This window comes from Roseovarius aestuarii (assembly GCF_019966515.1).
GTDB classification, from domain to species: domain Bacteria; phylum Pseudomonadota; class Alphaproteobacteria; order Rhodobacterales; family Rhodobacteraceae; genus Roseovarius; species Roseovarius aestuarii.
The window spans coordinates 1-22,213 of record NZ_JAIMIB010000016.1 but is presented as its reverse complement, the minus strand read 5'-3'; the positions used below and the strand labels follow the sequence as shown (position 1 = coordinate 22,213).

18 protein-coding genes and 1 pseudogene are annotated in these 22,213 nt (G+C 56.4%); 9 read left to right on the top strand and 10 right to left on the bottom strand.

Going from position 1 to position 22,213, the window contains the following annotated elements:
* Nucleotides 1-40: 40 nt before the first annotated feature.
* The 4 genes from rpoC to rplJ form a co-directional block, all read right to left on the bottom strand.
* Nucleotides 41-4,288, bottom strand: a complete 4,248-nt coding sequence (gene rpoC, locus LC334_RS17040) for a DNA-directed RNA polymerase subunit beta' (RefSeq protein WP_085801600.1) — start codon at nt 4,286-4,288, stop codon at nt 41-43.
* Between the two features lie 52 nt (nt 4,289-4,340).
* Nucleotides 4,341-8,477, bottom strand: a complete 4,137-nt coding sequence (gene rpoB, locus LC334_RS17035) for a DNA-directed RNA polymerase subunit beta (protein WP_085801601.1) — start codon at nt 8,475-8,477, stop codon at nt 4,341-4,343.
* Nucleotides 8,478-8,724: 247 nt separating this feature from the next.
* Nucleotides 8,725-9,102, bottom strand: coding sequence for a 50S ribosomal protein L7/L12 (rplL, locus tag LC334_RS17030; RefSeq protein WP_085801602.1), 378 nt, complete (start codon nt 9,100-9,102; stop codon nt 8,725-8,727).
* Nucleotides 9,103-9,172: 70 nt separating this feature from the next.
* Nucleotides 9,173-9,691, bottom strand: coding sequence for a 50S ribosomal protein L10 (rplJ, locus tag LC334_RS17025; RefSeq protein ID WP_085801629.1), 519 nt, complete (start codon nt 9,689-9,691; stop codon nt 9,173-9,175).
* Nucleotides 9,692-10,517: 826 nt separating this feature from the next.
* Here rplJ and LC334_RS17020 point away from each other — a divergent pair.
* The 7 genes and pseudogenes from LC334_RS17020 (at nt 10,518) to LC334_RS16990 (ending at nt 17,126) form a co-directional block, all read left to right on the top strand.
* Nucleotides 10,518-11,687, top strand: a complete 1,170-nt coding sequence (locus LC334_RS17020) for a cation:proton antiporter (RefSeq protein ID WP_085801603.1) — start codon at nt 10,518-10,520, stop codon at nt 11,685-11,687.
* 249 nt (nt 11,688-11,936) lie between these two features.
* Nucleotides 11,937-13,508 carry an inorganic phosphate transporter gene (locus LC334_RS17015; protein WP_085801630.1) on the top strand — a complete coding sequence of 524 codons (1,572 nt, stop codon included), beginning with the start codon at nt 11,937-11,939 and terminating at the stop codon, nt 13,506-13,508.
* Between the two features lies 1 nt (nt 13,509).
* Nucleotides 13,510-15,321 (top strand): Na/Pi cotransporter family protein, encoded by a 1,812-nt coding sequence (locus LC334_RS17010; protein ID WP_085801604.1) that lies wholly within the window; start codon nt 13,510-13,512, stop codon nt 15,319-15,321.
* 51 nt (nt 15,322-15,372) lie between these two features.
* Complete coding sequence (locus LC334_RS17005; RefSeq protein ID WP_085801605.1) at nt 15,373-15,618, top strand: hypothetical protein; 246 nt, start codon at nt 15,373-15,375, stop codon at nt 15,616-15,618.
* A 143-nt stretch (nt 15,619-15,761) separates the two neighbouring features.
* The gene (locus LC334_RS17000) at nt 15,762-16,292 is read left to right on the top strand and encodes a flavodoxin domain-containing protein (RefSeq protein WP_085801606.1); all 531 of its coding nucleotides are present in this window, start codon (nt 15,762-15,764) and stop codon (nt 16,290-16,292) included.
* A 221-nt stretch (nt 16,293-16,513) separates the two neighbouring features.
* Nucleotides 16,514-16,852: pseudogene (locus LC334_RS16995) on the top strand (hypothetical protein); the annotation flags it as partial.
* A 34-nt stretch (nt 16,853-16,886) separates the two neighbouring features.
* Nucleotides 16,887-17,126, top strand: coding sequence for a YdcH family protein (locus LC334_RS16990; protein ID WP_085801608.1), 240 nt, complete (start codon nt 16,887-16,889; stop codon nt 17,124-17,126).
* 35 nt (nt 17,127-17,161) lie between these two features.
* Here the strand turns inward: LC334_RS16990 and LC334_RS16985 are convergent, their stop codons facing one another.
* The 6 genes from LC334_RS16985 to LC334_RS16960 all read right to left on the bottom strand — a co-directional run bounded on the left by LC334_RS16985 (nt 17,162) and on the right by LC334_RS16960 (nt 20,507).
* Nucleotides 17,162-17,407: a hypothetical protein gene (locus tag LC334_RS16985; protein WP_139836464.1), complete on the bottom strand. Its 246-nt coding sequence runs from the start codon at nt 17,405-17,407 to the stop codon at nt 17,162-17,164.
* Between the two features lie 81 nt (nt 17,408-17,488).
* The gene (rplA, locus tag LC334_RS16980; protein WP_085801609.1) at nt 17,489-18,187 is read right to left on the bottom strand and encodes a 50S ribosomal protein L1; all 699 of its coding nucleotides are present in this window, start codon (nt 18,185-18,187) and stop codon (nt 17,489-17,491) included.
* 1 nt (nt 18,188) lies between these two features.
* Complete coding sequence (gene rplK / locus LC334_RS16975) at nt 18,189-18,614, bottom strand: 50S ribosomal protein L11 (RefSeq protein ID WP_085801610.1); 426 nt, start codon at nt 18,612-18,614, stop codon at nt 18,189-18,191.
* Nucleotides 18,615-18,720: 106 nt separating this feature from the next.
* Nucleotides 18,721-19,254, bottom strand: coding sequence for a transcription termination/antitermination protein NusG (nusG, locus tag LC334_RS16970; protein WP_085801611.1), 534 nt, complete (start codon nt 19,252-19,254; stop codon nt 18,721-18,723).
* Between the two features lie 192 nt (nt 19,255-19,446).
* Nucleotides 19,447-19,644 (bottom strand): preprotein translocase subunit SecE, encoded by a 198-nt coding sequence (secE, locus tag LC334_RS16965; protein WP_085801612.1) that lies wholly within the window; start codon nt 19,642-19,644, stop codon nt 19,447-19,449.
* 122 nt (nt 19,645-19,766) lie between these two features.
* The gene (locus tag LC334_RS16960) at nt 19,767-20,507 is read right to left on the bottom strand and encodes a hypothetical protein (RefSeq protein ID WP_085801613.1); all 741 of its coding nucleotides are present in this window, start codon (nt 20,505-20,507) and stop codon (nt 19,767-19,769) included.
* Between the two features lie 13 nt (nt 20,508-20,520).
* Between LC334_RS16960 and LC334_RS23095 the strand changes: the two genes are divergently transcribed.
* Together LC334_RS23095 and LC334_RS16955 are read left to right on the top strand one after the other, a co-directional pair.
* A complete protein-coding gene (locus LC334_RS23095; RefSeq protein ID WP_263286547.1) occupies nt 20,521-20,655 on the top strand; it encodes a hypothetical protein in 135 nt (44 codons plus the stop codon).
* A gap of 182 nt (nt 20,656-20,837) precedes the next feature.
* Nucleotides 20,838-21,647, top strand: coding sequence for an alpha/beta hydrolase family esterase (locus LC334_RS16955; RefSeq protein ID WP_085801614.1), 810 nt, complete (start codon nt 20,838-20,840; stop codon nt 21,645-21,647).
* Nucleotides 21,648-22,213: the final 566 nt, after the last annotated feature.

The window sequence follows — 22,213 nt, the reverse complement described above, 5'->3', positions numbered from 1 at the left end:
GGTTCCAACGGGGCTTGATCAAGTTGGCTAAAGCGCGAGGCTATTCTTCGCGGCTTTCCTCGGGCGTTTCCACCAGGTTTTCGAACTCGTCGCCTTCCATGATGTCATCCGGGATCGGTGCAGCAAGAGCTGCCGCGGCCTCGGCTTCTTCCCGGCGCGCTTCAATGACGACATTGTCACGCTGTTGCGCGATATGGCGCATTTGCTGCGTCGCACCACCGGTACCGGCAGGGATCAGGCGCCCCACGATCACGTTCTCTTTCAGGCCAACCAGCTTGTCACGTTTGCCCTGCACCGAAGCCTCGGTCAGAACCCGTGTGGTCTCCTGGAACGAAGCCGCCGAGATAAAGCTACGTGTTTGCAGCGACGCCTTGGTGATGCCCAGCAGGATCGGCTCGCCTTTGGCTTCGCGGCCACCTTTGGAAACCGCCTTGGCGTTGGCTTCGTCGAATTCCTGCTTATCCACGTTTTCACCTTTAAGCAGCGTGGTGTCGCCACTGTCCAGGATCTCCCATTTCTGCAGCATCTGACGCACGATGACCTCGATGTGCTTGTCGTTGATCTTCACACCCTGAAGACGATAGACCTCCTGCACCTCGTCGATCATGTAATCTGCCAGCGCCTCGACACCCATGATACTCAGGATGTCATGCGGGGCCGGGTTACCGTCCATGATGTAGTCGCCCTTCTGGACGTAGTCACCTTCCTGCACCGGAATGTGCTTGCCCTTGGGCACCATGTATTCGACGGGCTCCATTGACTCGTCGGCGGGCTCGATGCTGATACGGCGCTTGTTCTTGTAGTCGCGGCCGTAACGAACGTACCCGTCGATCTCGGCGATGATGGCGTGATCCTTGGGGCGGCGCGCCTCGAAAAGCTCGGCCACACGCGGCAGACCACCGGTGATGTCCTTGGTTTTCGCACCTTCACGCGGAATACGCGCGACCACGTCACCGGCCTCAATCTCCTGACCGTCCTCAATCGAGAGAATGGCGTCGACCGACATCGGGTAGGTCACCGGGTTGCCCGCATCGTTGCGCACGGGCTCGCCATCGGCGCCGACCACCAGAACCTCCGGCTTCAGCTCGTTGCCCTTGGGGGCCGCGCGCCAGTCGGTCACGATCTTCTGGGTCATGCCTGTAGCATCGTCGGTCACGTCGCGCACGGCAACGCCGCTGACGAGGTCAACGAATTTCGCTGTACCGGCTTTTTCGGCAATGATCGGCAGGGTGTAGGGGTCCCATTCGAACAATTTGTCACCACGGGAAACCTTGTCGCCTTCCTTGACGTGAAGACGCGTGCCGTAGCCCACTTTATGGCTGGCCAGTTCAACGCCGTTTTCTCCCATGATGCGCAACTTCATGTTGCGGCCCATCACAAGCGTCGCGCCGATGGAGCTTTCCAGTGTCTGAGCGTTCTCGAACTCGATCACACCCTCCTGGCTGGCCTCGAGGAACGATTGCTGGCCACCTTGGGCAACACCGCCGATGTGGAAGGTCCGCATCGTCAGCTGTGTGCCAGGCTCGCCGATGGACTGCGCCGCGATGATGCCGACGGCCTCACCGTTATTGACCATTGTACCGCGTGCAAGGTCACGACCATAGCACATGGCACAAACGCCGTCTTCAGCCTCGCAGGTCAGAGGCGAGCGGATACGGGCGGTCTGCACCGCCGCGTCTTCCACAGCGTCTGCCATGCGCTCGTCGATAAGCGTCCCATTGGCAATCACCACCTCATCGGTGGCCGGGCTCAGGATATCCTCGGCCGCAACACGGCCCAGAATGCGCTCGCCCAGGGTTGCCACAACCTCACCGTCATTGACGGCGGCCTCGGCGGTGATCGCACGGTCGGTGCCACAATCATGCTCGCGAATGATGCAATCCTGCGCCACGTCCACCAGACGACGGGTCAGATAACCCGAGTTCGCGGTCTTGAGCGCCGTATCCGACAGACCTTTCCGCGCCCCGTGGGTCGAGTTGAAGTATTCAAGAACGGTCAGACCTTCCTTGAAGTTCGAGATGATCGGTGTCTCGATGATGTCGCCGTTCGGCTTGGCCATCAGGCCGCGCATGCCGCCCAGCTGTTTCATCTGCGTGACCGAGCCACGCGCACCCGAGTGGGCCATCATATAAACCGAGTTCGGTTCGGCTTCGACACCCTCCTCATCCTTTTGCAGGGCCGAGATGGTGCCCATCATGGCCTCAGTGACCTGATCGTTACATTTCGACCAGGCATCGACCACCTTGTTGTACTTCTCGCCCTGCGTGATCAGGCCATCCATATACTGCTGTTCAAAGCCTTTGACCTGATCGCGGGTCTCTTCAACGATGCCCCATTTGCTGTCGGGGATCACCATGTCGTCCTTACCGAAGGAAATACCGGCCTTGAACGCTTCGCGGAAGCCCATGGTCATGATCTGGTCGCAGAAAATAACCGATTCCTTCTGACCACAATAGCGGTAGACGGTGTCGATCACCTGTTGCACTTCTTTCTTACGCAGAAGCTTGTTGACCAGGCTGAACGGTGCCTTGACGTTCTTCGGCAGAAGCGCGCCCAGACGGACACGGCCCGGAGTGGATTCCACACGGATCATCACCTCGTTGCCTTCTTCGTCGATCTGCGGAACCCGCGCGGTGATCTTGGCGTGCAGATGCACCTCGCCCGCGTCCAGCGCATGCTGAACCTCTTCGATGGACGAGAACGCCATGCCTTCGCCCTTCATGCCTTCGCGTTGAAGCGAGACATAGTAAAGACCCAGAACCATGTCCTGCGACGGAACGATGATCGGCGCGCCGTTGGCAGGGCTGAGAACGTTGTTCGTCGACATCATCAGCACCCGCGCTTCCAGCTGGGCCTCAAGGCTCAGCGGCACGTGCACAGCCATCTGGTCACCGTCAAAGTCGGCGTTGAAGGCCGAACAGACGAGTGGATGCAGCTGAATGGCCTTGCCTTCGATCAACACCGGTTCGAACGCCTGGATGCCCAGGCGGTGCAGCGTCGGCGCACGGTTCAGCATGACGGGGTGTTCGCGGATCACCTCGTCGAGAATGTCCCATACCTCCGGGCGCTCTTTCTCCACCAACTTCTTGGCCTGTTTCACAGTCGAAGACATGCCTTTGGCTTCCAGCCGCGAGTAGATGAACGGCTTGAACAGCTCCAGCGCCATCTTCTTGGGCAGGCCGCATTGATGCAGCTTTAGCTCCGGCCCGGTCACGATCACCGAACGACCCGAGAAGTCGACGCGTTTCCCCAGAAGGTTCTGACGGAAACGGCCCTGCTTGCCTTTCAGCATGTCGGAAAGCGATTTCAGCGGGCGCTTGTTGGCGCCAGTGATCACGCGGCCGCGGCGGCCGTTATCAAAGAGCGCATCAACGGATTCCTGCAGCATCCGCTTTTCGTTGCGCACGATGATATCGGGCGCGCGCAGCTCAATCAGGCGTTTCAGGCGGTTGTTGCGGTTGATCACGCGGCGGTAGAGGTCGTTGAGGTCCGAGGTGGCAAAGCGGCCCCCGTCTAGCGGCACCAGCGGGCGCAGCTCGGGCGGAATGACCGGAATGACGGTCATGACCATCCATTCCGGACGGTTGCCGGACTCGAGGAAAGATTCAACGACTTTCAGACGTTTGATGATCTTTTTGGGCTTCAGCTCACCGGTGGCTTCGGCCAGATCGGCGCGCAGTTGCTCGGCTTCGGCCTCAAGGTCGATGTTTTGCAGCATCTCGCGGATGGCTTCAGCGCCAATATTGGCGGTGAAGGCGTCCATACCATAGGCGTCCTGCGCGTCCATGAACTCTTCTTCGCTGAGCATCTGGCCATAGGTAAGGTCAGTGAGGCCCGGCTCGATCACCACGTAGTTCTCGAAATAGAGCACCCGTTCCAGATCGCGCAAGGTCATATCCAGCATCAGGCCGATGCGGCTTGGCAGCGACTTCAGAAACCAGATATGGGCGCAGGGCGCGGCCAGTTCGATGTGGCCCATGCGCTCGCGGCGGACCTTTTGCAGCGTGACTTCCACACCACATTTCTCGCAGACAACGCCGCGATATTTCATCCGCTTATATTTGCCGCAGAGACATTCGTAATCCTTGATCGGGCCAAAGATCCGCGCGCAGAAAAGGCCATCACGCTCGGGCTTGAAGGTCCGGTAGTTGATGGTCTCGGGCTTTTTGATCTCACCGAACGACCACGACAAGATGCGCTCGGGACTTGCCAGAGACACCTTGATTTCGTCAAACACCTTGACGGGTGCTACGGGGTTGAACGGGTTATTTGTCAGTTCCTGGTTCATTTTCAAATCCTTGAATTCGGGCGTTGGAAGGGAGGTGGGGCTAGCCCCACCGTTATTCCGCATCCTCCGCGTCCAGGAGTTCCATGTTCAGGCCGAGGCCACGGACCTCTTTGACCAGAACGTTGAACGATTCAGGCACACCGGCTTCGAAATTGTCCTCGCCCTTGACGATGCTTTCGTAGACTTTCGTCCGTCCGGCAACGTCGTCCGACTTGACCGTCAGCATCTCCTGCAGGGTGTAGGCGGCGCCGTAAGCTTCCAGAGCCCAGACCTCCATTTCCCCGAAGCGCTGACCACCGAACTGCGCCTTACCACCCAGCGGCTGCTGCGTGACGAGCGAGTACGGACCGGTCGACCGGGCGTGGATCTTGTCGTCGACGAGGTGGTGCAGCTTCAGCAGGTATTTGACGCCTACTGTCACCGGACGGGCAAACTGCTCGCCGGTACGACCGTCAAACAGAACCGACTGACCGCTTTCGTCAAAGCCCGCGCGGCGAAGCGCATCGTTGACGTCGGCTTCTTTCGCACCGTCAAAGACCGGCGTTGCGATCGGCACACCACCGGTGACGTTACCCGCAGCTTCGATCAGCTGATCCTCATCCATGCCGGCGATGCCTTCGTCGTAGACATCATCGCCATAGGCAATTTTCATCGCTTCACGCACCGGGGTCATGTCGCCCGAACGACGGTATTCCTGCAGCGCTTCGTCGATCTTGACACCAAGGCCGCGCGCGGCCCAACCCATATGGGTTTCAAGGATCTGACCGACGTTCATCCGGCTGGGCACGCCCAGCGGGTTGAGGCAGAAATCAACCGGCGTCCCATCGGCAAGGAACGGCATGTCTTCCATCGGCACAACCTTGGAAATCACACCCTTGTTGCCGTGACGGCCAGCCATCTTGTCACCCGGCTGCAGCTTGCGCTTCACCGCGATGAACACCTTGACCATTTTCATCACGCCCGGGGGCAGATCGTCGCCGCGACGCACCTTCTCGACCTTGTCCTCGAAACGCGCGTCCAGAGTACGCTTCTGCGCCTCATATTGCTCGTTCAGGGCTTCAACGATCTGAGCGTCTTTCTCGTCCTTGAGCGCCAGTTGCCACCATTGGCCCTTGGTCAGCATCTCAAGCAACTCTTCGGTGATTTCAGAGTTGGATTTGACACCTTTGGGGCCCTTGACGGCGACCTTGCCCATGATCAGCGATTTCAGACGGGCGTAGATGTTGCGGTCAAGAATGGCCAACTCGTCGTCACGGTCACGCGCCAGGCGCTCGACCTCTTCGCGTTCGATCTGCAAGGCACGTTCGTCTTTTTCCACACCGTGGCGGTTAAAGACACGGACCTCAACAACCGTGCCGAAATCACCCGGTTTCACGCGCAGCGAGGTGTCGCGCACGTCCGAGGCTTTTTCACCGAAGATGGCGCGCAGAAGTTTTTCTTCCGGCGTCATCGGCGATTCACCTTTCGGGGTGATCTTGCCGACCAGAATATCGCCCGGCTCTACATCCGCACCGATATATACGATACCCGCCTCGTCGAGGTTGCGCAGGGCTTCCTCGCCGACGTTCGGGATGTCGCGGGTGATTTCTTCCGGACCCAGCTTGGTGTCGCGGGCGGCCACCTCGAATTCCTCGATATGAACGGAGGTGAACACGTCATCACGCGCCACCCGTTCGGAAATCAGGATCGAGTCCTCGAAGTTATAGCCATTCCACGGCATGAAGGCCGTGACCACGTTTTTACCCAAAGCCAGTTCGCCCAGATCGGTCGAGGGGCCATCGGCAATCACTTCGCCCTTCATCACCGTGTCACCCACTTTCACCAGCGGCTGCTGGTTGATGCAGGTATTCTGGTTCGACCGCTGGAATTTGCGCATGCGGTAGATGTCCACACCCGCATCGCCCAGTTCCAGGTCTTCGGTCGCACGGACAACGATCCGTGTCGCGTCAACCTGGTCGATGATACCCGCACGTTTCGCGAGGATCGAAGCACCCGAGTCGCGCGCCACAACACCTTCGATGCCGGTGCCCACAAGCGGGGCCTCGGAACGCAGGGTTGGGACCGCCTGCCGTTGCATGTTCGATCCCATCAGGGCGCGGTTGGCGTCGTCGTTTTCCAGGAACGGAATGAGCGAGGCCGCGACCGAGACCAACTGCTTGGGCGACACGTCGATCAGGTCCACATTCTCGCGCGGGGCGAGCATGTACTCACCCGATTGGCGGGTCGAGACCAGATCGTTGATGAAGTTGCCCTTGTCATCCAGCGTCGCGTTGGCCTGAGCCACGGTGTGACGCATTTCCTCGGTGGCAGACATGTATTGCACTTCGTCGGTCACATGGCCGTCTTCGACCTTGCGATAAGGCGTTTCGATGAAGCCATATTTGTTCACGCGGGCAAAAGTGGCCAGCGAGTTGATGAGGCCAATGTTCGGCCCTTCCGGCGTTTCAATCGGACACATCCGGCCATAGTGGGTCGGGTGCACGTCGCGCACCTCGAAACCGGCACGTTCGCGGGTCAGACCGCCCGGTCCAAGCGCCGAGAGACGGCGTTTATGGGTCACTTCAGAAAGTGGATTGGTCTGGTCCATAAACTGCGAAAGCTGCGAGGAACCGAAGAATTCACGCACAGCAGCAGCGGCAGGCTTGGCGTTGATCAGGTCCTGCGGCATCACCGTGTCGATCTCGACCGACGACATACGTTCCTTGATCGCACGTTCCATCCGCAGAAGGCCGACGCGATACTGGTTCTCCATCAGCTCCCCGACCGAGCGGACCCGGCGGTTACCCAAATGGTCGATATCGTCGATATCGCCCTTACCGTCGCGCAGCTCGACCAGCGCTTTGATGCAGGCCACGATGTCTTCGCGATCCAGCGTGCGTTGCGTGTCTTCTTTATCAAGATCAAGACGCATGTTCATCTTGACCCGGCCAACGGCAGAAAGATCATAACGTTCGCTGTCGAAGAAGAGCGTGTCAAACAGGGCCGACGCAGCCTCTTCAGTGGGCGGTTCACCCGGACGCATGACGCGGTAAATATCCATAAGCGCGCTGACGCGGCCCATGTTCTTGTCCACCGCCATGGTGTTGCGCATGTACGGGCCGACATTGACGTTGTCGATGTCCAGAACCGGGATGTCGGTGATGCCCGCATCCAGAAGTTCCTGCAGCGACCCGCCGTTGATCTCGCCTTCCTTGTCGTATTCCAGCGTCAATTCATCCCCGGCCTCGACATAAATCGCACCGGTTTCTTCATTGATGATGTCCTTGGCGACGAATTTGCCGACGATCTGCTCGAACGGAACCAGCAGATCGGTCACTTTGCCTTCGTCGATCAGTTTCTTGACCGCGCGCGGCGTGACTTTCTTACTAGCTTCGGCAATCACCTCACCGGTCTTGGCATCCACCAGATCATAGGTCGGGCGAGTGCCGCGCACACGCTCGGGGAAGAACTTGGTGACCCAGCCCTTTTTCTTTTTCAGCTTGTAATCGACAGTGTCGTAATAGGCATCCATGATGCCTTCCTGATCCAGACCAAGCGCATAGAGAAGCGTTGTCACCGGCAGTTTGCGTCGGCGGTCAATGCGCGCGTGCACGATGTCCTTCGCGTCGAATTCAAAGTCCAGCCAGCTGCCGCGATAGGGGATAATGCGGCAGGCAAAAAGCAGTTTGCCCGAGCTGTGGGTCTTGCCCTTGTCATGATCAAAGAACACACCAGGTGAGCGATGCATCTGGCTGACGATCACGCGCTCGGTGCCGTTCACGACAAAGGTACCGTTCGGCGTCATTAGGGGCATGTCGCCCATGAACACGTCTTGCTCTTTGATGTCCTTGACCGATTTCGCACCGGTATCGTCATCGACATCAAACACGATCAGACGCAGAGTAACCTTCAGCGGGGCTGAGTAGGTCATGTCGCGCTGCATGCATTCTTCGACATCGTATTTTGGCTTTTCCAGATCGTAGTTCACGAATTCCAGCACGCTGGTCTCGTTGAAATCCTTGATCGGGAATACCGACTGAAAGACGCCTTTCAGGCCTTCACCATCCTGCGGCTCGGGCTGGTCGCCGGAATCCAGGAAAAGATCATAAGAAGATTTCTGAACCTCGATGAGGTTTGGCATGTCCAGCACTTCGCGGATCTTGCCGAAATATTTGCGTAAACGTTTCTGGCCGAGGTAGGTCTGAGCCATGGTCGATGTCACCTTTCATTTCTCACCGGTCGCGCATGCAGTCGGGCTCCTGCACCGCGTCCTTTCGAGACGATGGGTTACGGTCAATTCCCGGCTCATGTCCCACCACAAGCCTCCCGATCGCGAACCACATCTTAGAAAAGACTCTGGGCGATGCTTACCGCAAAGCCCTTTCTAAGACAGGTTCGGCTGGGCCCGGAAGTTGCCGGACCCAGCCAAATTTTCATCCGGGTTGCCCCGGCAAGACTTACTTCAGTTCGACTTCGGCACCTGCTGCTTCCAGCTTGCCTTTGATCTCTTCTGCTTCGTCTTTCGAGATCTGCTCTTTGACAGCTTTGCCGCCAGCTTCGACCAGGTCTTTTGCTTCTTTCAGGCCCAGGCCGGTGATGGCGCGAACCTCTTTGATGACGTTGATTTTCGACGCACCGGCCGATTTCAGGATAACGTCAAATTCGGTTTGCTCAGCAGCAGCTTCGCCACCAGCATCTGCAGGACCAGCCATCATCACTGCGCCGCCAGCTGCGGGCTCGATGCCGTACTCGTCTTTCAGAATAGTTTTCAGTTCTTGTGCTTCGAGAAGCGTCAGACCAACGATCTCTTCTGCCAGTTTTTTCAGATCAGCCATTTTAGACTCTTTCCGTTTAGATGTGTTCCAACGTCGGGAAATCAACCCTACGCGAATGTTACAAGTTGCTTCAGGCGGCTTCCGCCCGTTCTTCGATCGTCGAAAGGATGCTCGCGATGTTAGAAGCAGGTGCACCAATGGCCCCCGCGATGTTCGAAGCAGGTGCCCCGATCATGCCGGCGATGGTCGCGATCAGTTCGTCGCGCGACGGCAGTTTCGAGGTGGCTTCAACACCGGCACGGTCCAGAGCGGTCTCACCCATTGCCCCGCCAAGGATCTCAAACTTCTTGTTATCCTTGGCAAAGCCCTCGGCGACCTTGGCAGCTGCCACAGGATCTTCCGAGAAGGTCAGAACGGTCATACCCGTCAGATAGTCGGCGATGCTTGCGCATGGCTTTCCGTCAAGGGCGATTTTGGCGAGCCTGTTCTTAGCGACGCGAACGGAGGCTTCGGCGTCGCGGGCGCGAGCACGAAGATCCTGCATCTCTGCAACTGTAAGACCCGTGTAGTGGGCAACCACTACGACGCCAGAGCTTTCGAAGATCTGGCCGAGTTCCTCGACCACTTTCTCTTTCTGGGCTCTATCCACAGTTTCACTCCAGTATTGGAAGGCTTGCGCCCCCCGGCTCAGATTTACCGAAACCAAAGTTCCGGCGTTTAAGTCCGAATTACGGGGCAGCACCAAATCACCCGAGGTCATCCCACGGCCAATTATGTTTCTTTCCCGTCTCAGGCAGGAGATTAAGAGGCGAACCCCACCCACCGTCTTGGACGAATCAACAGATCGCCACGCGAACGCGACGATCCATCGGGGGTGCCAATAGGCCGAAATGAACCGGATGTGAAGGGCAAAATCACGAAACGTCCAATTTTCCCGGGCAAATCCACGCTCATTGCCGGATTGAAACGTTGACTGGCTCGAATTGGTCAGCGTGGCCCGTCTGCGCTCATGTCTGAAATGCGGACTTAGCCGCCTTTTGCCCGCGCAGCTATTACTAACGCAAAAACTGTTCACGCCCGCCGCGGCGGAATTTCGGCAATGCAGCGGATTTCCCGTTTGCGGGCATTCGAAAGGGCAGAACCGGTGAAATCCAACCCGCCCTTTCGCTGCGGCCAGGACTAACCATCGAGGCGCGTACAAACCAGACTTGTAGACCGCGACTAGTGCTTATGCAGAAAACTGTCGGGCTTGCAGCGACATAGTTGCGGCAACGAAGCGATGTCCTCGCAGCGCTCGTTCAACTCTATCCCGATCAGAGGGGTGCATGCTACCGGTTCGTTGCGGTCTGTTTCAAAAAAACTCGACGCGGCCGCTGCAAGACATTTCCTACAGTAGGGGCTTTTTTTTACCGGCCACTCGTCTGAAGAGCTGACCTGGAGCAAAGCGGCCGCCTGACGTTCGGCTAGGGTATGGTATGGAATTGTATCTTATATTTCTGATTCTGGGCGCACTCTTCTTGTTGGGACTGTTTGCAGATCAGTTCGGGCGTCGCACGCGGTTGCCCCGTGTCACGCTTTTGCTTTTCTGCGGCGTCGCGGTTGGTGGTTCTGGCCTGGACCTGCTGCCAATGGAGACGGCTTATTGGTACGAGTTCCTGACCATCGCCGCCCTGACCATGGTCGCTTTCCTGCTTGGTAATTCGCTATCGCTGAAGAACTTGCGCAAGCATGGGGTGACGATCATGGCGATTTCACTGTCGGTGGTGATTGTGACGATTGCGGTCGTTGGTGTCGGGCTCTGGGCTATTGGGGTCGATCTAGGACTTGCCCTTCTTCTGGGTGCTGTTGCCACGGCGACCGATCCCGCGGCGACGCAGGATGTGATCCGTCAAACCAAAGCCAAAGGAGCCTTCCCTAAAACGCTGACAGGTATTGTTGCAATCGACGACGCCTGGGGTGTACTGGCATTTTCTATGGTTCTGATAGTCGTCGGGATGCTGAACGGTGAGGCGTCGAACGGGGCGGTGTTCGACGCCGCGTGGGAGATCGGCGGCGCACTGGCACTTGGCGTGGCGCTTGGCTGGCCCGGTGCCTACCTGACCGGTCGATTGGCAAAGGGTGAGCCGCTTCAAACCGAAGCACTCGGAGTTGTGTTCATGTGTGCTGGCCTGGCATTGTGGCTGGACGTCTCTTTCCTGATCGCTGGCATGACTGCAGGCGCAGTGATCGTGAACTTTGCGCGGCATCACTCCCGTGCCCCTCACGAGATTGAACATATTCAATGGCCGTTCATGATGCTGTTCTTCATCCTTGCCGGCGCATCGCTTGACGTTAGCGCGCTTGGCGAAGTCGGGTTGCTTGGACTGGGCTATGTCGTTCTGCGAACAGTCTCGCGTATCGTCGGAGGATGGGTTGGGGCCATCATCGGCGGGGCGCCACCTGAGCATCGCCCCTGGTTTGGTGTCGCCTTGCTGCCTCAGGCGGGCGTTGCAGTGGGCATCGCCCTTATTGCGGCTGAGAAATTTCCGAGCTATGCCGAGACCATACTAGCGGTCACCATCGGCACCACCGTGGTTTTCGAATTGCTTGGCCCTTCTGGTACGCTGCTTGCTTTGCGAAAAACAGCATCCGCGAAGAAGCAATAAACCAAGCCTTATTCAAGGTGGGCGCACAACCAAAGCCGGTTTCTAACCAAATAGATTGGAGCCAGAAGGTACCAATGTGTCTGTTAGCAGGCGTCCGGATCGTGCACCCAATTCAGCTTATCCGTGCGATTTGCGACATAAAATCGCAATGCAATGATGCGTATCAACGCAAGCCGGTTCTGCTTCCTCTAAAATTGCAGGTTCGTGGGCGCGGTCGGGTATCGCGCTCTTTTTCTGCGGGAGGGGAAGATGCAATTAAAGGAGTACAATACCGTTGAACGCGCGGCAGGTATCAGCCGTGACGAAGTCGGTAGGCTTGGTACAGCGATACTCTTTATCGTAGCGGTTATCATTTTTACCGGAACACAATTTGCGCATTTGGAGCAATCCTACATGCTGATATCGGCCGCCGTCATCGGGGCCTATATGGCGATGAATATCGGCGCAAACGATGTTGCCAACAATGTTGGCCCGGCAGTTGGATCGCTTGCCATGACCTTGACCATGGCCATCCTGATCGCTGCAGTATTTGAGGCCGCAGGGGCCATTATCGCGGGTGGCGACGTGGTTTCGACCGTCAAGAAAGGCATTATCGACCCGGCCGATATCAACAACCCGGATGTATTTGTCTGGGTTATGATGGGCGCGCTTTTGGGAGCGGCCATCTGGCTGAATCTGGCGACATGGCTTGGCGCGCCGGTTTCTACGACCCACGCCATCGTTGGTGGTGTGATGGGCGCTGGCATTGCTGCCCGGGGCTGGGACATCGTCAACTGGGATGCGATGGCCAAGATCGCATCATCCTGGGTGGTGTCCCCCGTCGTAGGCGGAATGATCGCAGCTCTTTTTCTCTATGCACTCAAGAAATCGGTTTTTTTCAAACCTAATCCGATCGAATGCGCCAAGAAGGTCGTGCCCATTATGATCGGTGTGATGGGTTGGGCCTTTACGACCTACATTGCCTTGAAAGGCATCAAGCATCTTATGAAGATTTCCTTTCCGGTGGCGCTGCTACTTGGATTGATCGCGGGTCTCATCGTCTATTTTCTGGTCAAACCGGTGATCGCGAAAAAGGCGCCGCTTCTGACGCCCGACCGTGATGGGGTGAACCGCCTATTCACAATCCCTCTGATTTTTTCCGCTGCACTTCTCAGCTTTGCCCATGGTGCCAACGATGTCGCCAACGCGGTCGGGCCACTGGCGGGGATTGTCGATGTTCTGACGGAAGGCAGCGGCGGGGCCAAGGTTTCCATCCCGCTCTGGGTCATGGCAATCGGTGCCATCGGGATATCGATCGGCCTTGCGCTGTTCGGACCCAAGCTGATCCGCACGGTCGGGTCCGAAATAACCGAGCTGGACCGATCCCGTGCGTTCTGTATTGCTTTGGCGGCGGCCATCACCGTCATCATTGCCAGCCAGTTAGGGTTACCGATCAGCTCTACCCACGTTGCATTGGGCGGTGTGTTCGGTGTTGGTTTCCTACGAGAGTTCCTTGAGCAACGTCTCGGACGTGTCGTTGAAAACGTCATTCAAAGTCACCAGGGAGAAGCCGATTTCAACAAGGTCGAAATGGAACTGCGAAACTTTCAGAATGCCCCACCAGAGGACAAGAAGCGCATTTTGAACCGGTTGAAAAAGATGGGCCCGGAGGCGACGATTTCCGCGGCTCAGCGCAAGGAATTGCAGCAGGCGTTGAAGCGGCAACTGGTCAAACGGTCCTCGCTTCTCAAGATCGTGTCGGCATGGATCATCACCGTGCCGGTGTCGGCAGTACTTGCCAGCATTTTCTACTTTGCCCTGCGCGGCATGATGTTGCCCTGACATGAAAAGCATATTCAAAAGAACACTGCTGCCGGTCATCCTGGGCATTCTGGTCTTTGGCTTCTGGATCAGCCCGGATTTTCAGGAAATCGCTGCCGGGGTCGCGATTTTCCTATTCGGGATGTTGATGCTCGAAGACGGGTTCAATCAGTTCAGCGGCGGCTTTCTCGAAAAGCTGCTCGAACGCGCCACAGGGTCGACTTTCAAATCCCTCAGCTTCGGAGTGCTGAGCACGACAATCATGCAGTCTTCGTCACTTGTGTCGGTCATAGCCATTTCGTTCCTCAGTGCCGGTCTGATCTCTCTGGCCGCAGGTGTCGGGATCATATTCGGTGCCAACATCGGCACCACCACCGGTGCCTGGCTGGTTGCCGGATTTGGCCTCAAGGTCAAAATATCGGCCTATGCGTTGCCGATGCTAGCCATCAGCATCATCCTGGTGTTTCAGAAATCCAAATACCTGAGGGGTATCGGGTATGTCCTTGCCGGGTTGGGTTTTTTGTTTCTGGGAATCCACCACATGAAAGAAGGGTTCGAGGCGTTCAAGGATCAGTTTGATCTGACACGCTTTGCCATGACCGGCATTCTGGGGCTGATGGTCTATACACTGGTCGGGGCAGCAGCGACAGTCGTCATGCAATCCAGTCATGCCACCATGGTGTTGATCATCACAGCTTTGGCAGTCGGGCAGATTTCCTATGAAAATGCGCTGGCCCTGGCCATCGGTGCGAATATCGGCACAACGATCACCGCCATCATCGGAGCCATGACTGCGAATTTTCAGGGCAAGCGGCTAGCGCTGGCGCATCTGATCTTCAACATGGTCACCGCGGGCGTCGCATTGACCCTAATCTCGCCTTTGCGCGATGCGGTTGATTTCATCAGCGACGGTGTTGGAATACGCCCCGATGACTACGCGCTCAAACTCGCGGTCTTCCACACCATCTTCAACCTGCTGGGCGTGGTCCTGATGGTGCCGATGATGCAAAAGCTGATCGCCTTCCTGATCCGAACCATTCCCGACGCCACGCCTGATGTTTCCAAACCGCATTACATCAGCGAAGCGGTGGCCGGCTTTCCCGCCACGATCGAACTGGCGCTTCGAAAAGAAATCGCGCATCTACAAAGCAACGCCATCGAACTGATCCTGCACGCGCTTAATCTGCGCCAGCACGAGCTTTATGCTGCGCAGGACATCGAAGCCTATGTCACTGCGTCCCGCAAGCCCTATGAGATCGATGTCGAAGCCAGCTATGAACAGCGGATCAAGGCGCTCTACTCCGAGATACTGGAGTTTATTACCACATCGCTTGCCGGTGATCTTGAGGAGACATCGGTGCAGTCATTGCACCAGTTGCGCAGGTCCGCCGAGGAAATGGTCCGCGCAGTCAAAGAGGTCAAACATCTGCGCGCCAACATGTCTCGCTTTACCAAAACAGATCAGGGTGAGATCACCCGGCTTTACAACCGTGTTCGGACGGAATTGGCGCGCATGATCGTCGAGGCTAAAAAAATGGCGGATGCGGACCCCGAGATGCGCAGCAGCCTCTGGCTGGAGGAAGAACGCCTGCGCGCCAAGAAGGTGAAGGCCGAACTTGGTGACTATGTCGAGAAGCTGATGATCAAGGGGGCGCTGACCGGGCCACAGGCCACGTCGTTTCTCAATGACGCCGCCTACGGCTATCGCGCGATGAAGGACATCATTGATGCAACCCGCTTTCTTTACTCTGAGCAGCAAGGACCAATGGCCGAGATCGAACATATCTTGGCCGCTGATGAAGACGATATCGAAACAGTTGAGACGACGTCATGATGCCGTTGCAAGGCGGTATTAAACTTCTCGGCGCGCATAAAGAGGTGACAGATGGGCTTTAAAGACATTGTCGAACGCTTGGACAAATATCAAAGACGCTTGGTCGGAGGTAAGGCGGCAAAAATCAAGTCGCACCACATTGAGAAGGCAATAGAAAAGCTCACCACCAAAGAAGCGCAACTCAAAGAAGAACTGCGCGAAACCACCAAACCCGAAAAGCGCAGGCGCCTGGAAGAAAAAATCTCAACGATCCGTACGCAAATTGAAAAGGCCGAATGGTTGTCGAAAGAAATCTGAAGCGCAGATTTCCGGCAGGCGATTTTACCATACCAGATCGGATTGTGCGTTGAGTTGTGTCAACCCTAGCAAGCGCGGTTTGCGTTAGAATTTCAGACTCGCAGCGGGGTCATAACTATTCACAACAGGGATCATGATTTTACATGAAAGGCGCGATTTACTTCATCAGCAAATATGGCAGCACGGCCCAATACGCCAATTGGATTGGCAATGCTTCGGGGTTGCCTGTGCGCTGCGTCAACAACTCGAATGTCGACCCGATGGCGTATGATTTCCTAGTCATTGCCAGCCCTGTTGTTTTCGGCAAACTCTTGATTGGTGAATGGGTAAAAGACAATCTCGCTGCAATCGATGGGAAGCCGGTGATAATGGTCACTGTCTCAGGCCCGCAGCTTGACCCCGATCTTGACACATGGTTAGGCGATAGCCTGCCTCCGGAACTGGTTTCTAGAATGAAACACATCGCACTTCGCGGCCGCCGAGTCTTTCGAAATTTAACCTGGTACGACCGGTTGATGTTGCGTGTTGAGGCGATGAGAGCCAGAGATCAAAGTGCACGAAAAGAAAAGCTCGAAGACTTTGACTTTGTGGATAAATCCTGCATCTATCCAGTCGAAAATTTAGCGCGTGAAATGCAACTTTCTAAAGCGGCACATCCTCATATTTTATCTTAACTTTGTGATCTTCTGAAAGTGAAAGCCAATTGAGTAAAAAGTCACTCTTGAAGCAACGGGGTTTCTAGACTGACGGGCTAAAACTATCGAAACCATCCGCTATTTATAGTGTCTCGATCTTCTCGTGATAGTCGATCACAACCCCGATCTTTTGACTCAGATCAAGGCCTTCAGATGTCGAATAGAATACCTAATTTGTTGCAACGCGAACGGGATGAAAAATGAACAATTGTAACTCAAAGAAAGATGGTTACGCTGGTGACCTTTCGTTGAATGAAACTGGCAAGATTGTACTTCCTAAGGAAGCCAAAGACAGAGCGAGAGGTTTCGACACCGGCGTATATGCCTACGAGACCAGGCTGGGCCGAAAGGAATATGAGGTTCAAAAATCTGCGCTTCAGGTCGAGCTTCTGAAGCTCCAGCATTGGGTGCAGGAAACGGGTCAGAAGTTTGTGTTGCTGATCGAAGGGCGGGACGCGGCTGGCAAAGGCGGCACGATCAAAAGATTCACCGAACACCTCACCCCCCGGTCCGCACGGGTCACTGCACCCGAAATCCCGCGGCTGAACCGATAAACAAAACCAGGAGCCATACATGTCCCACGTACCGCACGAACTCGCTGAAGAGTTTCCTGAATATTCCACAAAGATGCATGAACTGAAGATGTCGGACCCGCACTTCGCGCATCGATTCGACGAGTATCATAACGTCAATCGGCAAGTGCATCGAAGCGAAACCAATGTCGAACCTGTCAGTGACGATGTCATGGTAGATTTGCGCAAACGCCGCATGACACTCAAGGACGAGATCTATGCGATCCTGAGGGATGCGTAGCAACAACCTAGAGTCACGGACAGTCGAACAAAAGATCAATGCATGCCATAGTGAATGTTCACCGCTGCCTTGATCGGAATGGCGCCTTTCCCATAATCAGCAGTCATTGGAGATTCCGCAGCAAAAGCCGTTCTATCCGCGCTGCGTGAATTTACCGTCGTAGAATTCTGCAAGCCGCCCAAATGACCGGTCTTCCCGCTGCCCTGCGGCGCGGCAATTTTTGCGCCTGCGGCGATTTTCGTGCTGCAAGCGCGCGCAGCGAAGAATTTGAACTTCTGCAAGGGCTCAAATGAGACATTTGCGAAAAGAAAACACCCGGCCCTTCGTCAGGGCCGGGTCTCAATCAGTCAAGTATCTAGGCTCTAGTTGCCTGCGGCGTTATCTACCGAAACGCTCACACCCGGGCCCATGGTTGAGCTCAATGAGATTTTCTTGAGGTAGGCGCCCTTGGCACCGGCGGGTTTGGCCTTGGCCACCGCATCCACGAAGGCGCGGATGTTTTCGACCAGCTTGGCTTCGTCAAATGACGCTTTGCCAACACCGGCGTGCACGATGCCGCCCTTGACGGCCTTGAACTGTACTTCGCCGCCTTTGGCGGCTTTGACAGCGTCAGCCACATCCATCGTGACAGTACCCACTTTGGGGTTCGGCATCAGGTTGCGCGGACCCAGAACCTTACCCAGACGGCCGACGATCGGCATCATGTCCGGCGTGGCAATGCAGCGATCAAAGTCGATCTTGCCGCCCTGCACGGTTTCCATCAGGTCCTCTGCGCCAACAACATCGGCGCCAGCCGCAGTTGCTTCGTCCGCCTTGGGGCCACGAGCGAAGACGGCAACGCGCACGTCCTTACCAGTACCGTTAGGCAGACCGACAACGCCGCGCACCATCTGGTCTGCGTGACGTACGTCAACGCCCAGGTTCATGGCAATCTCGACGGTCTCGTCGAACTTGACGTTCGAATTACCTTTGATCAGCGCGACGGCCTCTTCGACGGTCACGTTCTCTTTGCCTGCAAATGCTTCGCGGGCGGCGCGGGTACGTTTTCCTAGTTTTGCCATCTTACTTCACCTCGATGCCCATGGAACGCGCAGAGCCGAGGATGATTTTCATCGCCGCTTCGACATCGTTTGCGTTCAGGTCTTTCCATTTCGCCTCGGCGATTTCTTTGACCTGCTTGGTGGTCACGTGGCCGACGGTCTCACGACCGGGAAGTTTGGCTGCCGATTTCAGCTTGGCCGCTTTCTTCAGGTAGTAAGACGCAGGTGGCGTCTTGATGTCCATGTCAAAGGACTTGTCCTGATAATAGGTGATCACGGTCGGGCACGGCGCACCGGGCTCCATTTCCTGCGTCTTGGCGTTGAACGCCTTGCAGAATTCCATGATGTTGATGCCGCGCTGACCCAGTGCCGGACCGACCGGCGGGGATGGGTTCGCTTGACCGGCGGGCACTTGCAGCTTCATCTTGCCTGCGAGCTTCTTGGCCATAAGCCTTCTCCTTTTACAGCATCCGGACCATCGCGATGGCCGGACAGGTTTGCCCGTGGTGCCGGTGCCGTCACGCGTGACGGCCGCCTCCCACGAATTGAACACGTCAGGCCTGTTTGGTGACCTGCGTGTATTCCAGTTCGACCGGGGTTTCCCGGCCAAAGATCGACACCGTCACCTTCAGGCGCTGGTTGTCGTCATCCACTTCCTCGACCATGCCGTCGAAATCCTCGAACGGGCCGTCATTGACCTTGACCTTCTCACCCACCTCGAAATGGATGAGCGTGCGCGGCGCTTCTTCGCCTTCCTGCACGCGATTCAGGATCGCATTCACCTCGGCATCGCGCATCGGCATCGGGCGGCCCTGCGGACCTAGAAATCCGGTGACGCGGTTGATCGAGTTGATCAGGTGATAGCCCTGATCCGACATTTCCATCCGCACCAGCACATAACCGGGCATAAAGCGGCGCTCGGCGGTCACCTTCTTGCCACGGCGGATTTCGATCACCTCTTCGGTAGGAACAAGCACCTCTTCGATCTCATCCTCGAGACCGTTTTCAACGACGGATGTTCTGATCTGCTCGGCGATCTTCTTCTCGAAATTCGAGAGAACACTAACCGAGTACCACCGCTTTGCCATTCCGCACCTTGTCCTCGTTATTGCGGGTCGATCGACCTGCGTTTGTTGATCTTTCAGGTATTTGCAACCTGAGCTTCCGAAACAAAAAATCGGCGCGCAACTCGAATCGCGGCGCGCCATGTCTCTAAGATAGCGGTGCACTACCCCCGTTCGCCCTTGATTTCAAGGGTAGGTCAATGATTTTCTGATGCCTTATCCGAACAGGCCAAGCACGCCCTGCAGCCCGCTGCGGATCAACAGATCAACCAGCGCAAAGAACACAGCGGTCAGCGTCGCCATGATGAAGACCATGACCGTGGTCAGCAGCACCTCGCGCCGTGTCGGCCAGACGACCTTAGAAACCTCGGCCCGAACTTGCTGAATGAACTGAAGCGGGTTTGTGCGTGCCATATGCGCTGACTTCTCTCAGAAAACTTCTCAAGCGCGACATACGTGGGCCTTGGCATAAATTCAAGGGCAGATGCCCGCACCCAGGCACCTGCCCCGGAATTGTTACCAGCTGACATCGGATTTCAGCTTTGCGCCGCCTCTTTCGTCAACCGTTCAAACGGATCAGGGCGATCATCAGCAGCACCCTTGTTCGTGGAAAAGTCGGGTATCTGAATGCCGTCCCGCCACTTTTCCGGCATGCGGTCCAGAAAGCCGTCGATACGCAGTGCCGTCATTTCGGCGCGTTGCCGGATAACTTCGGCCAGTGCGGGGCGTCGCTTATGCAAGGCTTGCCAGCCCGCGACAACCAGTTCGGCAACCCGGTCGGGCCCCAGAGTAAGATAGGCGATCAGCACTACCCAGAATGTAACGAAAAGTATGATCGGGATCGCCCAGGGGCTTGCCAAGAACACCGCAGCAATCGCGGCATAGACTGTATGTTTGAGCGTGGGTCGATAGCCGCGAACGCTGGCAATAATGGCCGCTACCTGCTTCGGCGTCTGGCCCGATGACGAATCTGCCGCCACCTTGAGGGGCTGCGTAGCCTTTTTCGCAGAAAAGGCTTTTATCAAGTCAAACTTCTTTCGCGGGTGCTTGACAAACCCGTCTCTGGGGTCGGGTTGAGGAGCGTCCGGCTGATGGACCGGTTCCAACTCGGGCAACGCGGCCCGATTGATCTCGCGTTTCTCGGCGACGATCATCTTGCGGATCAGATCATCCGCACTTGGCTCAATCTGACCGGCATCCGCCGTTTCGTTAGCGGCTTGGTCCGCTTTTTTCTGCGCATCGCGCCGCGAATGTGTTGTCTCGGCAGCACCATTCATCGCTTTTGCCCAAATGACCACGCCCCCACGCGACCCGCAGGCCCGCCGCTTTGACGGGCCCGCGATTAAAGGTCACGATAAGGCTGAAATTCGGCAGAAACATGGCAAGGCGATGTCGGTAAAACGGCAAAACCGCGTGATTGCCTGATCGCAGGGCCGCGGCGAAGGAAAAAATATGCGTCTTGTCGAAAGGTTGTCAGAAAACCTAAGTAACCTGCGCCAAAATCAGTCAAGTTATCACATGAGTGTTGGCACGCTTCACGAATATTTGCTTTGCAGCCACCCGATCAAATGCAAATCGTTGGCTCATGTTACGACTGGGGCGTACAGATGCACTTGATTGCTCTCTTTCTGATCCTTCTCATCCTTCCCGCCGCGACGTTGGCCTGCGGCGGTGAAAGCCGGTGCGAGGTACGCGGTGGATACTATTTGGCTGCTGCCCCGGCGGGATGGGACGGAAAGACGCCGCTTCCTCTTGTGGTCTATTTTCATGGCTGGAACGGCTCACCGGAAGGCACATTTCGCAACCGGGGAATGGTACGCGGCGTGACGGACCGCGGCGCGCTCTTCGTGGCACCCTATGCACAGACGGGGTACTGGCGGCAAATCGGAAACGACAGGGCCGAGCGCGGACGAGATGAGGCGGTATATATTCGCGCCGTAATAGAAGATGTTCGCCATCGCTGGCCGATTGATCAGCACCAAACCCTTGCGTCCGGCTTTTCGCGCGGCGCGTCGATGGTATGGAATGTGGCCTGTTATACCGGAGACCTCTTTCGCGCCTATGCACCTATCGCCGGCGGATTTTGGCGCAGCAATCCTGAAACCTGTCCAACCGGCCCGGTCAACCTGCGCCATATCCACGGATTGTCCGACCGTGTGGTCGCATTCGATAAGGTGGGAATCTACAATTCCATGCCGATCCCCGAGGGTTTTGATATTCTTGCGCGGCTAAACGGTGTGTCCGGCGAAAGTCACGCCGTCGAAAGCGGTGATCAGCGCCTTACCTGCAAGCGATGGGACCAAAGCGAAAGCGGGCGTGTTCTGGAATTGTGTTTGCACGAGCGAGGCCATTCCATCCCCGCCGAATGGGTTGGTCAAGGGCTGGATTGGCTGATGAACTTGCCCGAAGGGTCTTAGACCGATTGACCTTCACTTCTTGCATGATCAACGACAAACCTGCGCATGCTTAAGTAAACCCAAACTGACCAGATGCGGACAAATCGGGCATTCGTTGCGTTGACTCCGATGGCTGCTTTCAAAACATCGCGACACAATTCGATGACATCATTTTGACCGAAAACGGAACTTCCCGAAATTAAGAACCGACTATTTGTGAGCTTTCTTTTGATTGCGGCAAATTTGAAAACGCGCTGGCTACCTGCGCTTGTCATACTGCATTTGGTGAGGGCTCGAATTGATTTCCTTATTCAAATTTTGAAGATATGCGTCCCTGCAATCGTGCAAGTACTTCATAAAGGATCCGATGATCGAAGACGTCGGCCGATGAAGCGGTCTCCATAACCTGACTGTAAGCTTGCCCGCACCCGAGATCGGGCGAACGCCGATCTGGCGGGTCTTATGGAAACTCATTGCAGTTGTCCGTCATCAGAGGTTTTGGGCTTTAGGGCGGTCTGAGCCGGTAGAGCATCTGACCCATCTGGTTGGTTTGATTATGCGGCGGACTTGCTGTGAAGCAAGCGCCG